Origin of the sequence: Actinoplanes sp. HUAS TT8 (genome assembly GCF_051380535.1) — a bacterium.
Classification (GTDB): Bacteria; Actinomycetota; Actinomycetes; order Mycobacteriales; family Micromonosporaceae; genus Actinoplanes.
This window is the reverse complement of the sequence record NZ_CP195646.1, coordinates 6,784,974-6,802,872: the sequence shown is the minus strand read 5'-3', so window position 1 is coordinate 6,802,872 and position 17,899 is coordinate 6,784,974. Positions and strand designations below refer to the sequence as shown.

Genomic DNA, 17,899 nt, shown 5'->3' with positions numbered 1-17,899 from the left:
AAACAGGCATGGCTGTTGACCTGATCGACGTCGTCCGGGACGGGCGGGCGGCCGGCGACCTCGCCGCCTACTTCGACGAGAAGGGCGAGCGGCGGTTCAGCGGCCGTCGCTTCGAGTCGTTCGCGGACGGTGGTGACCGGCCCGCCGTCCGCGACGTCATCACCCCGCACGATCTGCTGGCCGTGCAGGCCCTGTCCGTCGTGGTGCCCGCCGAGACCATGTTCGCCCTGCTCGGCGGCGATCTGGGCCGGCAGGTCGGCGCGCTGCTGGCCCGGGTGCCGGCCGATCTGGAGCTGGGCACCCGGGACGCGCGCAAGCAGGTCGGCAGCCAGAGCCCGGTCTCCGAGGCGTGGAGTCTGCTGCGCGATCAACCGGACGTCGGGTTCGTGACCGCCGGGAAACTGATCGCGCGGAAACGCCCGCACCTGATCCCGGTCTACGACCGGGTGGTCCGCTGCCTGTTCGGCCGGCCGCAGCAGGTGTGGGTGCGGCTGCACGACCGGCTGGCCGAGGACGGCGCCGAGCTGCGCGGCGAGCTGGCCGCGCTGCGGACCCGGGCCGAGCTGCGGCCCGGGATCAGCCTGCTGCGGGTGCTCGACGTGGTGCTGTGGATGCGCCACCACGACGAGCACCGCGAGCAGGACTGTCCCGGGTTCGGCACGGTCTCGCTGGACTGGATGCACTCAGAGGAAGAGTGATCCCTCCTCGGCCTTGCGCAGCAGCAGCGGGGGCGGGGTGAACCGGTCGCCGTACCGGGCGGCCAGCTCGCGGGCGCGGGCGATGAAACCGGGTAGCCCGCCCTCGTACTGGTTGACGTACTGCAGCACGCCGCCGGTCCAGCCCGGATAGCCGATGCCGAGGATCGAGCCGATGTTCGCCTCGGCGACGGTGGTCAGCACGCCCTCGTCCAGGCATTTCACCGTCTCGATGGCCTCGATGAACAGCATCCGCTCCTTGAGGTCCTCGAACGGGACGTCGGCCTTGGCCGGCCCGAACGCCGACAGGCCCGGCCAGAGCCCGGCGCGCTTGCCGTCCACGTACTCGTAGAAGCCCCCGCCGGTCGAGCGGCCCTTCCGGCCGAACTCGTCGATCATCCGGTCCAGGACCTCGTCCGAGGGGTGCGGCCGCCAGTCGGCGCCGGCCGCGGCCCGGGTCTCGTCGCGGATCCGCCGCGGCAGGGTCAGGGTCAGCTCGTCCATCAGCTGCAGCACCGGCGCCGGATAGCCGGCCTGGCTGCTGGCCTGCTCGATGCTGGCCGGGGGCACGCCCTCGCCCAGCATGGCCATGCCCTCGCCGGTGAACGTGCCGATCACCCGGCTGGTGAAGAAGCCGCGCGAGTCGTTGACCACGATCGGCGTCTTGCGCAGCAGCCGGACCAGGGCCAGCGCCCGGGCGACGGCGTCGTCACCGGTCTCGGCCCCGCGGATCACCTCGACCAGGGGCATCCGGTCGACCGGGGAGAAGAAGTGCAGGCCGATGAAGTCGGCCGGGCGGCTCACCCCGTCGGCCAGCAGCGTGATCGGCAGCGTGGAGGTGTTCGAGCAGAGCAGCGCGTCCGGCGCGATCACGCTCTCGATCTCGGCGAACACCTTGTGCTTGACCGCCGGGTCCTCGAACACCGCCTCGATGACCAGGTCGGCGCCGGCCAGGTCGGTGACGTCGCCGGTGGCCAGGATGCGGTCGGGATACCTGGCCCGGGCCGCGCCGCGCTGCGCCGCCTCCGCCGAGACGTCCTTGAGGACGACCTCGAGTCCGGCCCGCGCGCACACGTCGGCGATGCCCGCGCCCATCATCCCGGCGCCGAGCACGGCGACCTTGCGTACCGGAGGAGTTTCGCCGATGTCGCGGGAGTCGGCGGCGTTCTTGTCGTAGAAGAACGCCTTGATCATGTTCTTGGCGATCGGCCCGGTGACCAGCTCGACGAACCAGCGGCTCTCGATGGTGAACGCGGTGTCCACATCGACCTGCGCGCCCTCGACGGCCGCGGCCAGGATGTTGCGCGGCGCCGGGTAGGGAGCGCCCTTGAGCTGCTTGCGCAGCGTGGCCGGGAACGCCGGGAGCTGGGCGAACGGTATCCCGCCGGGAATCCGGTAACCCTTGACGTCCCACGGCTGCGCGGCGTCCGGGTTGGCCCGGATCCACTCGCGCGCCGCCGGCAGCAACTCCTCCCGCGTGCTCACCAGGCGGTCGATCAGTCCCAGCTCGTGAGCGGCCTGGGCCCGGTGCTGCTTGCCCGGCAGAAGGACCTGGGTCAAGGCGGGGATCAAACCCAGGATTCTTACGGTACGGACAACGCCCCCGCCCGCCGGCAGCAACCCGAGCGTCACCTCGGGCAACCCGACCCGCACGCCCGGATCGTCCAGCGCGACCCGGTGGTGGCAGGCCAGCGCCAGTTCGAGACCGCCGCCCAGCGCCGCGCCGTTGATCGCCGCGACCACCGGCCGGCCCAGCTTCTCCAGGCGCCGGAACTGGGCTTTCACCTCGTTGGCGGTGTCGAACGCGGCCTGTCCACCGGCCGGCCCGGTCGAGCCCAGCTTGTCCAGGTCGCCACCGGCGAACCAGGACTTCTTGGCCGACGCGAGGATCACGCCGGTGATCGAGTCGCGTTCGGCCTCCAGGCGGGTGACGGTCTCGCCCATGCTCCGGATCCAGGCCTCGTTCATGGTGTTGGCGCCGCGCGCCGGGTCGTCCAGGGTGAGCAGCACGATGCCGTCGGCGTCCTGCTCCCAGCGGATGGTCTCGGACATGCGGTTCCCTTTCACAGACGCTCGACCACGGTGGCGATGCCCATGCCGCCGCCGATGCAGAGGGTGGCCAGGCCGTACCGGCCGCCGCGGCGGTCCAGCTCGTCGACCAGGGTGCCGAGGATCATGGCGCCGGTCGCGCCGAGCGGGTGGCCCAGCGCGATCGCGCCGCCGTTCACGTTGACGATCTCCGGGTCCACCTTGAGGTCGTCGACGAAGTGCAGCACCGCGGCCGCGAACGCCTCGTTCATCTCGACCAGGTCCAGGTCGTCGACGGTCAGGCCGGCCTTGGCCAGGGCCTTGCGGGCGGCCGGGGCCGGACCGGTGAGCATGATGGTCGGCTCGGCGCCGCTGACCGCGCCGGCCACGATCCGTGCCCGCGGGGTCAGCCCGGCCCGGGTGCCGGCGAGCTCGGAGCCGACCAGGACCAGGGCGGCGCCGTCGACGATGCCGGACGAGTTGCCGGCCGTGTGCACGTGGTTGATCCGCTCGACCCAGTGGTATTTCTGCAGCGCCACCGCGTCGAACCCGGCCAGGTCGCCGAACGAGGTCTTCAGCCGGCCCAGGCCGTCCAGGGTGGTCTCGGGACGGACGTGCTCGTCGTGATCCAGGATCAGCAGGCCGTTGCGGTCACGGACCGGGACGATCGAGCGGCTCTGGTCCGGTGCGGCCGCCGCCCGCTGTTGAGACCGCAGGGCGTAGGCGTCCACGTCCTCGCGGGAGTACCCGTTGAGTGTGGCGATCAGGTCGGCGCTGATGCCCTGCGGGACGAAGCTCGTGGCCAGGGCGGTCTCCGGGTCCTGGGCCCAGGCGCCGCCGTCCGAGCCCATCGGCACCCGCGACATCGACTCCACGCCGCCCGCCAGCACGAGATCCTCCCAGCCCGAGCGGACCTTCTGCGCGGCCGTGTTCACCGCCTCCAGGCCCGAGCCGCAGAAACGGTTGAGCTGCACGCCGGCCACCGTGTGGGGCAGGCCGGCAGCCAGCGCGGCCACCTTGGCGATGTCCGAGCCCTGGTCACCGAGCGGCGACACGACGCCGAGCACCACGTCCTCGATGTCGGCCGGGTCCAGCCCCGGGTAACGCCGCCGCAGCTCGGCGATCAGGCCGGTGAGCAGCGAGACCGGCTTGACCCCGTGCAGCGAGCCGGTCGGTTTGCCCCGCCCGCGCGGGGTGCGGATGGCGTCGTACACGTATGCCTCGGTGGCCATCGTGGCCTCCCATCGGTCACCGGCTGATGTGAGTCTCGATTAACTTATTACTGCATTTCTCCTTCCTGTCAAGGGTGCGATCTTCCAAAGGAGACGAACTCGAACCTCTTCACGTGACGCCGGTCACCGTCTACTGTTCTGGCATCTTGCGAAGGAGGCGACTCCATGGATTCCTCGCTCGCCCGGCGATGCGCCGACACCGCGCACGGGCTGACCGTTCCCGCACTGCTGCACCGCAACGCCACCGAGTTCGGTGACCGGCCCGCGCTCAGCACCCTGGGTGTCCCGGGCACGCTGACCTGGCGCGAACTGCGCGACCGGGTCGCCGGACTCTCCCGCGGCCTGGCCGGGCTCGGCCTCGGCGCCGGCGACCGCATGCTGATCATGATGTCCGGGCGGCCCGAGCACTGGCTGGTCGACCTGGCCGCCACCCACCTGGGCGCGATCCCGTCCACCGTGTACGCGACCCTGGCGCCGTCGCAGCTCACCTACGTGGCCGAGCACAGCGGCGCCCGGATCCTGGTGCTGGAGGGGGAGGCCGAGCTCGCCCGCTGGGCCGACGCGCTGGCCGCGCTGCCCGGGATCGAGCACGTCGTCGTCCTGTCCCCGCTCGGCGGGGACCGGCTGGTCAGCCTGTCCGAGGTCGCCGCCCGGGGCGAGGCCGCGCATCGGGCCGACCCGGAGGCGTTCGAGAAGACGTGGCGGGAGATCCGGCCCGAGCAGCCGGTCACGCTGCTCTACACGTCCGGGACCACCGGGGACCCGAAGGGTGTGGTGCTCACCCACCACAACGTGATCTACCAGTCGGTCGCGCTGGAAGCGCTCGTCGAGACGCCGGATCACCCGCCGTCGCTGGCCTACCTGCCGCTCGCGCACATCGCGGAACGGATGCTCGGCATCTACAACCCGATCTACCGGGCCGGGCACGTCACCATCTGCCCCGATCCGACCCAGCTGCTGGCCGGGTTGAACGCCGTACGCCCGATGTCGTTCTTCGGGGTGCCGCGGATCTGGGAGAAGATGGTCGCCGGCATCCAGGCCCAGCTGGCCGGGGCCGACCCGGCCGTCCGCGCCGCCGTCGACACGGCGCGCGAGGTGGCGCTGCAGGCGTACAAGCTGCGCGGCGCCGACCACCCCGTCCCGCCCGAGCTGCGCACCCGTCTCGACCTGGTCGACACCCGGGTGCTGCGGCCGCTGCGAGCACGGCTCGGCCTGGACAACGTCGTCTGGCCGGGCAGCGGGGCGGCGCCGATCCCGGTCGAGGTCCTGCTCTACCTGGCCGGGATCGGCATCGACGTCCTCGAGGTGTGGGGGATGACCGAGACCACCGGCACCGCCACGATCAACACGCCGGACCACTTCCGGACCGGAACGGTGGGACGGGTCAACCCGGGCATGGAGGTCCGGCTGGCCGAGGACGGGGAGATCCTGGTCCGCGGGCCGCTGGTCTGCGCCGGATACCTGCGGCCGGACGGCGGCGTCGAACCGGTCACCGACGCCGACGGATGGCTGGCCACCGGGGACGTCGGGACGCTGGACGCCGAGGGATACCTGACCATCACCGACCGGAAGAAAGAGCTGATCATCAGCTCGGGCGGGAAGAACATCGCCCCGGCGCAGATCGAGAACCTGCTCCGGGCCCACCCGCTCATCGCGCAGGCGGTGGCGATCGGGGACCGGCGGCCCTACGTGACCGCGCTCATCGTCCTCGACGAGGAGACCGCGCCGCTCTGGGCCGCGCGGCAGGGGATCGCCGACACCACGCTCGGGGCGCTGGCCGCGGACCCGGCTCTGCTGGCCGAGATCACCGCCGCCGTGGCCGCCGCGAACGAGCGGTTGTCCCGGCCCGAGCAGGTGAAACGCTTCCACGTGCTGCCGAACGGGTGGACGCCGGAGAGCGGGGAACTGACGCCGACACTGAAGTTGCGGCGGCGGATCGTGCAGGAACGGTACGCCGAGGCGATCGGGGACCTCTACGGGTGACGGCATTCGGGGGTGGCACCGGATCGGTGCCACCCCCGTACGTCGATGAAGGGATCTTAGATAATGCCCTCGATCGCCTTGTCGACCGAGGCGCCGAGGTCGCCGACGACCGGCGGCTTCATCACCGAGTAGTGGTCGCCCGGCACCGAGACCTGCGTGACCCGGTCACCGAAGAGCGTCCGCCAGCCGAGCGCCGTCTCGTCGTGGCCGGGCTCGGCCGACGACTCCTCGATCGCGCGGAACAGCAGCACGTCGTAGTCGGCGAACTCGGGCCGGAACCCGAGCACGTACTCCTGGCAGGCGGCGATGTTCGACCGGTACAGCTCGAACAGCACCTCGAAGTGGTCGGCGCCGTCCCGCTCCCGGATCGCCGTGGCCAGCAGGACCAGCTTCTCCTCGTCGGTCCGGCCGTCCAGGTCCTCGGCCGAGATCGGCAGACCGTAGTGCGCGGCGAACCGCTCGACGATCTCCGTCTCGGTCATCCCGCGGTAGTAGTCGTCCTCCGACGTCCCGTCGATCACCGCGCGCAACGCCCGGGTGTCCGGCGCGGCGCCGTCGACGATGACCAGCTTGGCCACCGGCCGCCCGAGCGCCCGCAGACGCTCGGCCAGGGCGAAGGCGAAGACCGCGCCGAGGCCCCAGCCGACGATCGTGCTCGGGGCGTCGCCGCCCAGACGCTCGATCTCGGCCGCGTACAGGTCGACCATCTCGGTGACGTGCCCCAGCGGCGGGCGGTGGCCGTCCAGTCCGACCGCCTCCACGCCGTAGACCGGGATGCCGTCCGGCAGGGCGGCCACCAGGTCGAGGTAGCCCATGACGCTGCCACCGCCGGCGTGCACGCAGAAGACCGGCGGTCGGGAGCCGCCGGGCCGCATCGGGACGAGCACCGCCGACTGCCACTCGGACTGGGCGCGGACCGCCCGGGCCAGCCCGGCCACCGTGCCGTCCTCGAACAGGATCGAGATCGGCAGGCGGGCCCCGACCGTCCGGGAGACGGCCGCGAGCAGCTGCAACGCGGCCAGCGAGTGCCCGCCGACGTCGAAGAAGTCGTCGGTGACCCCGAACGTGTCCGAGCCGAGCGTCTCCTGCCAGATCTGCAGGATCCGCAGCTCCAGCGAGTCGCGCGGCGGCACGGCGGCCGATGCGCGACCGGCCGAGGTGTCCAGGGCCAGCAACTCGGCCCGGTCGATCTTGCCGTTCGCGGTGCGCGGCAACGCGGGCAGGACGGCGAAGACCTTCGGGACCATGTACTCGGGCAGCGCGGTACGGACGTGGGCGCCCAGCTCGTCGGCCGTCGGGGCGTCACCCTCGGCGACCAGGTAGGCGGTGAGCACCTGGTCCGGGCCGGCGATCGCGACGACGACCTCGCTGACCCGGGCGTGGGCGCGCAGGACGGCCTCGATCTCCTGCGGCTCGACCCGGTAACCGTTGATCTTCACCTGGTGGTCGGCCCGGCCCAGGTACTCGATCTCGCCACCGGGCAGGGTGCGGACCACGTCGCCGGTCCGGTACCAGCGGACCTCCGGGCTGCCCGGCTCGGCCGCGGCCGTCCGGAACCGCTCGGCGGTCTGCTCCGGCTGGTGCAGGTAGCCCTCAGCCAGCTGGTCGCCGGCGACGTACAGCTCGCCGGGCATCCAGTCCGGCACCGACTGTCCCACACCGGCCCAGACCGCCGCCTGGACACCCGGGAGCGGGGCACCGATCGGCACGGTCTTGGCCCGGGGATCGAGGGTCGCGGTGCCGGCCGGGAAGGTGCAGACGCCGACGGTCGACTCGGTCGGGCCGTAGTGGTTCACGACCACGCACTCGGGTGCCAGCTCGGCGACCCGCTTCACCAGGTCGACCGGGAGCGCCTCGCCGCCGACCACGAGCAGCCGGCGGGGCAGGACCCGGACCGGGTCCTCGGCCGCGTTGAGGAGCGCGGCCAGGTGCGACGGGACGATCTTCAGGCAGTCGATCCGGTGGTCGGTCATCCAGACCGCCAGCTCGGCCGGGCTGGTGGCGGCCGACCGCGGGACGACCGACAGGCGCCCGCCCGAGGCCAGGGCCGAGAAGACCGCCGTGTAGCCCAGATCGGCGGCGAACGTGGTGATGGCGGCGAAGGCCGACCCCTGCGAACCGGGGAGCCGGCGACCGACCTCGTCCACGTAGGCGGCCAGCGCCCGGTGGCTGACCGCCACGCCGCGCGGCGTGCCGGTGCTGCCCGAGGTGTAGACGACGTAGGCCAGCGACTCGGGCCCGGGCTCGATCCGGGACTCCGGAGCGGCCGCCGGCAGGTCGTCGATCAGGACGTGGGCGGCCGAGTGATCCGCGAGCCGGTCGGCCAGCGCCGCACTGGTCACCACGACCCCGGCCGCGGTGTCGGCCAGGACCGCGCTGATCCGTCCGGGCGGGGCGGTGTCGTCGAGGACGGTGAACGCCGCGCCGGTCCGCCAGACGCCCAGCATCGCGCCGATGGTGGTGGCACCCCGGTCGAGCAGGACCGGGACGATCGAGCCGGGCCCGACGTGGTGGGCGGCGAGACGGGCGGCCAGGCGGTCGGCGAACTCGTCCAGCTGCCGGTAGGTGAGGACGGTGGTGGCGTCCTCGACCGCGGTGGCCTCGGCGTCCCGCGCGACGTGCGCGGCGAAACGGACCGGGACGAGGTCGGCCGGGCCGGTCCGGGGTGCGCCGATCACCTCGTGGTGCGGCCAGACCGGCAGCTCACCGACGAGCGCGCCCGGGTCCGCGGCCGCGTGGGCCAGGACCGTGCGCAGCACCGTGCCGACCTGGGCGAGGTCGGTCGCGGCGTACGTGGCCGGGTCGTAGACCAGGGTCGCGGTGGCCGTGGTGGCTCCGGTCCCGGCTACGAGCAGGGTCAGGCCGGTACCCGGGTGGGCACCGTGCACCGCGACCGGGGTGAGGACCACGTCCCCGGCGGACCGGGGCGCACCGAGGTCGACGTGCTCGAACGCGACGACCCCGTCGGCGTCCCGGGACGACCACCACGCCGGGTCGAACAGCTCGGCCTCGGCCTCGGCGCCCTCGAACGCGGCGCGGGACCGGCGCACCACGTCACGGAACGACGTGTCGGTGTCGAAGGAACCGGTCAGCGGGACCAGGCGGGTCAGCGGGCCGATCGCACCGGCCAGCTCCGGGGTGGCCCGGCCGCCGTCGGCCAGGGCGATCAGCGGGCGGGCCGCTCCGGTGTAGCGGTGCAGGACGACCAGCCAGGCGGCCAGGACGACGTCCCGGACGTCGCCGTCGGCCAGCAGCCGGGAGGCATCGGGCGGGAGGATGTCGCCGAGCTCCAGCGCGGCGGTGTCCTTGTTGTTGCGGGCGCTCAGGGCGAACGGCAGCCGCAGGGCGGTCGCGTCGTCGGCCACCTCGCGCAGGAAACGGGGCTCCTCGAAACGGCCGTCGGAAATCCGCTCCCGCAGCCACTCGGCCAGGTCGGCGTACTGCAGCGGGTCCTCTTCGGACGCGTCCGCACCGGCGTAGGCCGCGGCGATCTCGTCGACCAGCACCACCGCGCCGGCCCGGTCCAGGATCGCCGCCGGCGCCCGCAGTTCGAGGACGTGCTGGTCGGCGTCGACCCGGGTGACCGTCAGGGTGAGCGGCGCGGCCCCGACGACCGGCTCACCGCTCCACGCCGAACCGGCCGCCGCCTCGACGTCGACCGGCTCGGAGTGGATCACCTGGGCCGGGGTCACGAAACCGTCGAGCACCCGCAGCTCGGTCCGCAGGATCTCGTGGCGCTCGGCCACGGTCCGGGCCGCGGCCCGCAGCCGCTCCGGGTCGAGCGGCCCGCGGACCTCGACGACCGCGGTGACCGGGACCGCCTTCCCGCCCCGGGACTCGGCGTCCCGCCACACCAGCTCCTGGTGCAGCGAGATCGCGAAGGCCTCGGTGGTGTCGGCACTCATCGGTTCCCCTCCAGCTGCTCGTCCTTCTTCCACGAATCGGTCTCGGCCATGGCCACCAGGACCTTCCGGGCGCCGGTGTACGGCTGCCGGCCGTGTGCGGTCAGCACGTTGTCGATCAGCAGGACGTCGCCGTCGCTCCACGCCTCGGCCCGGATCTCGGCCTCGAACGCCGCGTTGATCTCGGCGATCACCTCGTCCTCGATCGGGGTCCCGTCGCCGTAGAGCGCGTTGCGCGGCAGGTCGAGCGGGTCCACGGCCTCCAGCAGGGATCCGCGCACCTCGGCCGGGAGGCTGGAGGTGTGGAACAGGTGCGCCTGGTTGAACCACGACAGCTCGCCGGTGACTGGGTGCCGGACGATCGCCTGCGCGACCTGCTTGGTGCGCAGCCGCTGACCGGGCAGCCAGGTGAAATCGATGCCGGACTCGGTGCAGAACTCCTCGACCGCGGCCGGGTCGTCCGTCTCGAACGCCTGCTGCCAGGTCAGGTCCATGCCGCTGCCGTAGTTACGGACGTACAGCACGCCGGTCTTGGCGAAGCGATCCCGGATGTGCTGCGGGATGCGCTCGTAGACCAGGCGGCTGTTGGCCAGCGGCGTCGCGCCACCGGTCTCGGCCGCCTTGTGGCTGAGGAACCACAGGCGCATCGGCCAGGTGGTCGCGTAGGCGAGCTCGTTGTGCATCGGGATCGACTGGTCGGCCGGGTACTCGGTGGACGTGTAGACCTGACGCATCTCCCGGGTGCGCGGGGTGGATCCGTACACGTAGTTCAGGGCCTCCGGCGACACCGCGAGGACCAGCTTCTCCAGGGCTTCGGCACCCTGGATGCCGAAGCCCCGGAACAGGACGGCGCCGTGGCTCCGCAGCAGCTCCTGCAGCTGATCGCGGTTCGCGGTCAGCCAGGCGGCCAGGTCGACGCCGCTGAGGTCGGTGCTGACGGTGGCCGGCAGGCGTTCGCCGTTCGGCGGCGCGACGGTGACGGCCGGTCCGTCGGAGGCCAGGGTACGGCGACGGATCCCGCGCGGGGCCGGGCGCTGCTCTGCGTTGATGCTCATGATCTCCCCGTTGTGTGGGTGGGCGGGCGTTCGCCGGGTCAGGCGTCGACGCCCTGGACCGGGTGGGCAACGGCGGTCGGCTCGGGCGTCTCGTCCGGGTCGTTGTCGTCGTCGTTCGAAGCGTTGTTGTCCTTCGACGGGCTCAGGTCGGAGATGTTCCGGACCTTGCTGATCGGTGAGATGACGGTGAGGGCGGCCGGCACGAGCAGGGCCACACCGAGGACGACGATCGCGGTCCGGGTGCCGAGGGCCGCGCCGAGGAAACCACCGATGACGGCGCCGATCGGCAGCGCGCCCCAGATGATCGTGCGGATGGCCGCGGTCGTCCGGCTCATCAGGTGCCGCGGCGTGATCGTCTGCCGGATGGTGATGACGTTGACGTCGAAGAGCGGGAAACCGGCGTTCATCAGGAAGTAGGCCGCGCCGATGACGATCGCCGGCGGCAGCGGCGTGCTGTCGGCCAGCGCCATCACGATGCCGCCGATCGCGGCCGACACGGTGGCGATGCAGACGGTCGGGCCGGCGCCGAACCACGCGTTGATCCGGCCCATCACCGCGATGCCGGCGACCCCGCCGATCGTGCCGAAGAAGACCACCACGGCGATGGTCGACGCGCTCAGCTTGAGCTCCTGCGACATGAAGACGAAGAAGACCGTGATCACGCCCTGGATCAGCAGGTTCCAGCTGCCGGCGATCGTGGCGATCCAGCGCAGGTACTTGTTGTGCCGGATGAACGCCAGCCCCTGCAGGATCTCCCGGCGGATGGACGGCGCCTCCGACGACTCCTCCGGCTCGATCCGGACCTTGCCGATGGAGTGCAGGAACAGCGCCGAGAAGGCGAACGACAGCGCGTCGACCGCGATGGCGTAGGGCGCCGACATGACCCGCAGCAGCACCGCGGCCAGACCGGGACCGGCCACCTGGGCGGTCGCCGAGCTGGTCTCCAGGAGCCGGTTGGCGTTGAGCAGGTCACGCTCGTCGACCACCGAGGTCAGGATGCTCTGGTACGCGATGTCGAAGAACACGGTGGCCACGCCGGCGACGAAGACCACCACGCACATCAGCAGGATGGACAGGTGGCCGGCCCAGGCCAGCAGCGGGATGAGGATGATGACGGCCGCGCGGATCCAGTCCGCCGCGATCATCACGACGCGGTGGTTCCACCGGTCCACGAAGACGCCGGCCAGGAGCCCGAACAGCAGGTACGGCACCCGCTCGGCGGCGGAGACGAAACCCACCTCCACCGTGCCCGCGTTCAGCAGCAGGATGGCGGCCAGCGGGAACGCGATCAGGCTCACCTGCGAGCCGATGACCGAGATGGACTCCGCCGCCCAGAGCTTGCGGAACCGCGCCCCGCCGGGGACGAACGGCCATCGTTTGAGTGGTGACAGGACCGATGCCATGAGGCAAACCTTCTTGATCGATTGACGGAGGTCGTGGAGGTCAGACGCTGGTCTCGGACAGCTTCCGGACGATGTCGCCGAACCGGGCCGTCCGGTAGAACTCCCGCAGCGGCGGGGCCTGCCCGATCCGGGTCCGGAGCTGCTTGAGGAACTCGACGGCGGCCAGCGAGTCACCGCCCTCCTCGAAGAAGTCCGCGGTGTCGTCCTCGGGCTCGCTGCCGACGGCCGCCGTCCAGCTCTCCCGGACGGCGTACTCGACGCCCTCGCCGGTCCGCGGCTCGGCCGGGACGCGCAGCGCCGTGAGCACCGCGGCATCGATCTTGCCGCGGGTGGTCAGCGGGATCGCCGGGACCAGGGTGAACGAGGAGGGGACCATGTAGTCGGGCAGCCGGGCCGCGAGGTGATCCCGCAGCTCGGCGGTCGCCGGGGCGGTGCCGGCGGCGACCACGAACGCGGCCAGGATCTTGCCCGCGGCCAGGTTCACCGGGAGCACCACCGCCTCGGCCACCCCGGGGTGGCTCAGCAGCGCGCCGGCGACCTCGCCCGGCTCGACCCGGAAACCGCCGCGGACCTTGACCTGGTCGTCGGCCCGGCCACGGAACTCGATGAGCCCGTCCGGCCGGACCCGCCCCAGGTCACCGGTGCGGTAGTAGCGGCCGGACTCGACCTGGCCGAACCTGGCCGCGGTCTCGGCCGGGCGGTCCAGGTAGCCCCGGGCCGGGGCGATCCCGGTGATCAGCAGCTCGCCGGTCTCGCCGTCCGGCACCGGACGCAGCTCGGCGTCGACCGGGACCAGACCGACCTGCCGGATCGGGCGGCCGATGGTGACCGGGCCGCCCCGGGTCAGCTCGGCGAAGCTGACCGCGACCGCGGCCTCGGTCGGCCCGTACGTGTTGACGATCCGGAACTCGGGGTGGACGGCCGCGGCGTGCCAGGCCTCGGCCGCCTCCGGGCCGGCCGCCTCGCCGCCGATGATCATCAGACGGATCGCCGCGGGCAGGCGCACGTGCGGCGTCTGCCGCAGGGCCAGGCCGAACTGGTTCCAGACACTGGTCGGCAGGTTGACCACGGTCAGCGCCCGCTTGTCGGCCAGTCGCAGGAAGTCCTCCACGTCGGCGTACCGGAAATCCTCGTCCTTGAGCACCAGGGTCGCCCCGGCGCCGAGCGTGGTGAACACCTCCTCCATGGCGATGTCGAAGGCGATGGAGGAGAACTGGAGCTGCCGGTCGCCGGGGGCGAGCCGGTACTCGGCGATCGCGGCCTCGACGTAGTTGACGATCGCGTGCTGCTCGGTGACCACGGCCTTGGGCTCGCCGGTCGACCCGGAGGTGTAGCTGAGGTAGGCGGCCGGCGAGGCGACCCGCGGCAGCCGGTCGGCCAGACGCTCGGGCGCGGCCTCCGGACCGACGATGCCGTCGGCCACCACCACGGCGGCCGGGCGGGCCAGGGCCAGCAGACTCTGCCGCCGGCCGCGCGGGTCCCGCTGGTCGAGCGGCAGGAACGCCGCGCCGAGGCGACCGGCCGCGAGCATCCCGGCGACCAGACGCGGGCCGACCGGCAGGTCGAGGCCGACCACGTGCTCCGGCCCGACCCCGGCGTCGGCCAGTTGGCCGGCCAGGATCTCGGTGCGGCGGAGAAGTTCCGCGTACGTCATCGTGGCCGCGCCGTCGTCCAGGGCGAACGCCTCCGGATCGCGGCGGGCCTGTCGCTCGAAGAGCTCGAACAGCGAGACGGCGGACATCACTCGAACTCCCATGTGATCGTCTCCTCCAGGAATCGGTCCACGGCGGCCTTCCGGTCGCCCAGCTCGGCCAGGTCCGGCCCCTCGATCCAGATGTCGAAGACCCGGCCGCCCGAACCGGTACGCCAGTCGATGGCGGCCCCGGCCCGGATCTTCTGGTCGGCCCGGAAGACCCCGGGCAGGGCGAGCAGCTGCCGCGAGCGGGGCAGGGCCGTGACGGCGACCGCACCGAACGGCGGCTGCGCGTAGTAGTGCATGGCGTGCCCGACCGGGACCGGGAACGCCTCCGGCAGCGGTTCGCCGGCGGCCAGCGCCATCGCCAGCGCGACCGGCTCCACGGTGGCGGCCTGCGGCATCAGCCGGTACAGGCCACCGCCGAGCCGCCCGTTGACCTCGATGACGACCGGACCCTTGGGGCCGATCTTGAACTCGATGTGGGTGACGCCCGAGGTGAACTCGACGGCCGCGATCGCGTCGGCGGCCAGCGTCAGCAGTTCGTCGGTGAGCTCGGTGCCGCCGACGGCCGGGAACACCAGCCCGGTCTCCCGGGCCGGCTCGGCCAGCGGGGTGCGCAGGGTGATGCCGATGTGCCGGACCCCGCCGAAGGCGTCGACCGCGCTCTCCACCGAGACCTGATCGGCCAGCCACGGGGCGAAAGGCGCGCCGACCCCCTCGATGAACTGCTCGACGACGTACGGCCGATGGGGGTTGATCTGGCTGGTCAGTGTCCGGAATTCCGCCTCCGAGTGGACGAAGACGGTGTCCTCGCTGCCGGCACCGTCGCGCGGTTTGACGACGGCCGGCAGCGGCACCTCGGCGGGGTAGACGCCGTCGTTCATCGGGGCCGAGCGGACGTCGCCGACACCGCAGGCGTTGAGCCGTTCGCGCTGGGCGACCTTGTCGCGGCACCACTGCGCCGACTTCTCGGACAGGCCGGGGAGCCGGTAGTGCCGGGCCAGCTCGGAGGCGAACCGCAGGGACCGGTCGGCGAACGCGACCACCCCGGCCGGGGTGCCGTCGCCGAACGCGGCGGCGAAGGCCTCCACGCTGTCCGCGACGAGCGCGTCGCCGAGCTCCTCCAGGACCGGGAGCAGGGCCATCGCGTCGGCGTCGTCCGGTTCGACGACGAAGAGGCAGCCGCCGAAACGCTCGGCCGCCTCGGCGATCACGGCGGGTGGGACGGACCCGTCGCTGAAGACGTTCACCATCATGATGTGTGTTCGCTCCCTCTCGGCTGAGCGGGCCTTCGGTGGGCGGTGACCGGGGCGCGGTGGGCGCGGACCGGCAGCACGGGCGCCGACGGGTCGGTGACGAGCTCGCGCAGCACCGCGACGAAACGGTCGGTGAGATCCCGGATCGCGCCGGCGTCGAACAGCTCCGTGTTGTAGACGATCTCGCCGGACAGTCCGGCCCGTTCCCCGCGCGGCGCGTCCGGCTCGATCACGCCGAGCCACAGGTCGTAGCGGGAGAACGACAGGTCGATCGGCTCCTCGGCGCAGGACAGCCCCGGCGCCCGCAGGAGTTCCTTGTCCTCGGTGAGCAGCGTCAGCATCACCTGGAACAGCGGGTGCCGGGCCAGCGAGCGCGGCGGGTTGAGCGCCTCGACGACGCGGTCGAACGGGATGTCCTGGTGCTCGAACGCCTCCAGGTCGGCCGTCCGGACCCGGTCGAGCAGGGTCCGCAGGTCGGGCCGCCCGGAGAGGTCGGTCCGGAGCACCAGGGTGTTGACGAAGAACCCGACGACGTCGTCGACCGCCGCATCGGTACGGCCGGCCACCGGCGCCCCGATCACGATGTCCGAACCGCCGCCGAGCCGGGCCAGCACCGCCACGAAAGCGGTGTGCACGACCATGAACAGGCTGCTGCCGGTGGACCGGGCGAGCTCCGTGAGCCCGGCCCGCAGGTCGGCGTCGATCGTGAAGGTCGTGACCGCGCCGTGGTGCGACGACTTGGCCGGCCGCGGCCGGGCCGTCCGGAGCGTCAGCTCGTCGGGGGCTCCGGCCAGTGTCGACCGCCAGTACTTGATCTGGCGGCTGACCACACTGTCCGGGTCGGACTCCGAGCCGAGCAGCTCGCGCTGCCAGATCGCGTAGTCCGCGTACTGGACCGGCGGCGGGGTGAAGGCCGGCGGACGCCCGGTGGTGCGGGCCGCGTACGCCTGACCGAGGTCCTCGAAGAACGGCCGGACCGAGCCGTCGTCGAACGCGATGTGATGGATGACCACGAGGAAGACGTGCTCGTCGGGCCCGGTCGCCCACAGCCACGCGGCGATCGGGAGGCCGGACAGGTCGAAGGCGTGCCGGGCGGCGCCGGCCAGCCGTTCCGGCAGGTCGCCGGGGGTGACCGTCTCCCGCCGGACCGGCACCCGCACCTGCGCGGGCGCCAGGATCTGCTGCCAGGGGACCCCGGCCACGTCGACCATGACGGTGTGCAGGCTCTCGTGCCGCAGCACCACGTCGTGCAGGGCGGCGACCAGCACGTCCGGATCCAGCGGGCCGCGGACCCGGACCGCGATGGGCACGTTGAACACGCCGTCCATCGCCTCGAACTGGTCGACCGCCCAGAGCCGGTGCTGGGCGAACGACGCCGGGATCAGCCCGGTCCGGGGCTGCCGGACGATCGCCTCCCGGGTGCGCGGCGCCGACTCGATGGAGGCCAGCAGCCCGGCGACGGTCGGCGCCCGGAACAGCGCCTTGAGCGAGAGCTCGACCCCGAACCGGGCCCGGATCGCGTTGACCAGGCGGACGGCCTGCAGCGAGTCCCCGCCCTCGTCGAAGAAGTCGTCGTCGGGGGCCAGGTCGCCGCCGTCGTCAAGTTCCAGGACCTCGGCGAAGAGGTCCGCGACGACGGCGAGACGTGGGTCCGCCGACGGCTCAGCGGTTAGCAACGCCGGCTTCCGTCCGGGTCGCGCGGCGCAGCGGCCGGCGCAGTCCACGCGGCCGGTCACCGGCGATGCTGACCCGCTCCAGGACACGCCTCTGCGGGTAGTAGTCGGAGGCCGCGTAGTGCTGGGTGGACCGGTTGTCCCACATCGCCACGGCGCCTGCCGTCCAGCGGAACCGCACCTGGTACTCCGGGTAGTGGGCCTGATTGCACAGGTAGGCCAGCAGCCGGGCGCTCTCGTCGTCGGGCAGGTCGAGAATGCGCGTGGTGTAGAAGCGGTTGACGTACAGGATCTTGGCGCCGGTCTCCGGATGGATCCGCACCACCGGGTGCTCGCTGACCGGGAACAGGCCCCGGCTGTCGCGTTGCCGCATCGCCTCGTCGTAACCGTCATAGATGGTCAGCGGGTCGTGGACGGCGCGCAGATTGGCGATCCGCTCTTTCACGTCCTCGGGCAGACCTTCGTAGGCCGCCTCCATGTCGGCCCAGAGAGTGTCACCACCCGCTGACGGAACGTGCAGGGCACGCAGAATCGAACCGAGTGAGGGCTTTTCGTCGCCCGAACCGTCGCTGTGCCAGACATTTTCGGTACCCGGCTCGCCGGGGCCTGCGGCGACGCGGGTCACCGCCGGGAAATCGCCCTTGTCGGGCATCGGCAGAACGAGCGGTTCACCCCAGTGGCGGGCCAGTTCGACGTGATCGTGGCTGGACAGGTGCTGGTCCCGGAAGAACAGCACCTTCCAGTCCAGGAACGCCCTTCTGAGGTCGGCCAGAGCCGGCTCCGGAACCGGGGCGACCAGCGAGAGTCCGGAGATCTCGGCACCGATGGTCGACGTGCACGGGTTGATGGTGAAGTGGTCACTCTCGACGATGGCGCTCGGGCGGGTGAGCACCTTTTCGCGCCCGACCGGGGGCCAATCGTGTTCGCGCCCAGCAGGAATCGTCAGCATGATGGGGAAAGCCTTCCTTCTTGCCAA

11 protein-coding genes are annotated in these 17,899 nt (G+C 72.2%); 2 read left to right on the top strand and 9 right to left on the bottom strand.

Annotated features, from left to right (window positions below; translation table 11 throughout):
* Nucleotides 1-8 precede the first annotated feature (8 nt).
* Complete coding sequence (locus ACSHV8_RS30095) at nucleotides 9-698, top strand: DUF6308 family protein (RefSeq protein ID WP_436521086.1); 690 nt, start codon at nucleotides 9-11, stop codon at nucleotides 696-698.
* On the opposite strand, the gene ACSHV8_RS30090 is transcribed toward ACSHV8_RS30095, so the two are convergent.
* Both ACSHV8_RS30090 and ACSHV8_RS30085 read right to left on the bottom strand, forming a co-directional pair.
* Complete coding sequence (locus ACSHV8_RS30090) at nucleotides 684-2,747, bottom strand: 3-hydroxyacyl-CoA dehydrogenase NAD-binding domain-containing protein (protein WP_436521084.1); 2,064 nt, start codon at nucleotides 2,745-2,747, stop codon at nucleotides 684-686. The two genes, ACSHV8_RS30095 and ACSHV8_RS30090, sit on opposite strands and share 15 nt — an antisense overlap.
* An 11-nt stretch (nucleotides 2,748-2,758) precedes the next feature.
* On the bottom strand, nucleotides 2,759-3,955 hold the full coding sequence (locus ACSHV8_RS30085; RefSeq protein ID WP_436521082.1) for an acetyl-CoA C-acetyltransferase: 1,197 nt from the start codon (nucleotides 3,953-3,955) through the stop codon (nucleotides 2,759-2,761).
* A gap of 165 nt (nucleotides 3,956-4,120) precedes the next feature.
* Here ACSHV8_RS30085 and ACSHV8_RS30080 point away from each other — a divergent pair, with 165 nt between their 5' ends.
* On the top strand, nucleotides 4,121-5,938 hold the full coding sequence (locus tag ACSHV8_RS30080; protein ID WP_436521080.1) for an AMP-dependent synthetase/ligase: 1,818 nt from the start codon (nucleotides 4,121-4,123) through the stop codon (nucleotides 5,936-5,938).
* 56 nt (nucleotides 5,939-5,994) lie between these two features.
* Here ACSHV8_RS30080 and ACSHV8_RS30075 read toward each other — a convergent pair whose 3' ends face one another.
* The 7 genes from ACSHV8_RS30075 to ACSHV8_RS30045 are packed head-to-tail and all read right to left on the bottom strand — an operon-like array spanning nucleotide 5,995 to nucleotide 17,872.
* A complete protein-coding gene (locus tag ACSHV8_RS30075; protein ID WP_436521078.1) occupies nucleotides 5,995-9,843 on the bottom strand; it encodes a non-ribosomal peptide synthetase in 3,849 nt (1,282 codons plus the stop codon).
* Complete coding sequence (locus ACSHV8_RS30070) at nucleotides 9,840-10,895, bottom strand: TauD/TfdA family dioxygenase (protein ID WP_436521076.1); 1,056 nt, start codon at nucleotides 10,893-10,895, stop codon at nucleotides 9,840-9,842. The genes ACSHV8_RS30075 and ACSHV8_RS30070 overlap by 4 nt, the downstream gene beginning before the upstream one ends.
* Before the next feature lie 38 nt (nucleotides 10,896-10,933).
* Entirely contained in the window at nucleotides 10,934-12,298 is a 1,365-nt protein-coding gene (locus ACSHV8_RS30065; protein WP_436521074.1) for an MFS transporter, read from the bottom strand.
* Nucleotides 12,299-12,338: 40 nt separating this feature from the next.
* Complete coding sequence (locus ACSHV8_RS30060) at nucleotides 12,339-14,054, bottom strand: non-ribosomal peptide synthetase (RefSeq protein WP_436521072.1); 1,716 nt, start codon at nucleotides 14,052-14,054, stop codon at nucleotides 12,339-12,341.
* Complete coding sequence (locus tag ACSHV8_RS30055) at nucleotides 14,039-15,250, bottom strand: ATP-grasp domain-containing protein (RefSeq protein WP_436521070.1); 1,212 nt, start codon at nucleotides 15,248-15,250, stop codon at nucleotides 14,039-14,041. Before ACSHV8_RS30055 ends, ACSHV8_RS30060 begins: the two co-directional genes overlap by 16 nt.
* Nucleotides 15,247-16,926, bottom strand: a complete 1,680-nt coding sequence (locus tag ACSHV8_RS30050; protein ID WP_436521068.1) for a condensation domain-containing protein — start codon at nucleotides 16,924-16,926, stop codon at nucleotides 15,247-15,249. Before ACSHV8_RS30050 ends, ACSHV8_RS30055 begins: the two co-directional genes overlap by 4 nt.
* The gene (locus tag ACSHV8_RS30045) at nucleotides 16,913-17,872 is read right to left on the bottom strand and encodes a TauD/TfdA dioxygenase family protein (protein WP_436521066.1); all 960 of its coding nucleotides are present in this window, start codon (nucleotides 17,870-17,872) and stop codon (nucleotides 16,913-16,915) included. The genes ACSHV8_RS30050 and ACSHV8_RS30045 overlap by 14 nt, the downstream gene beginning before the upstream one ends.
* Nucleotides 17,873-17,899 lie beyond the last annotated feature (27 nt).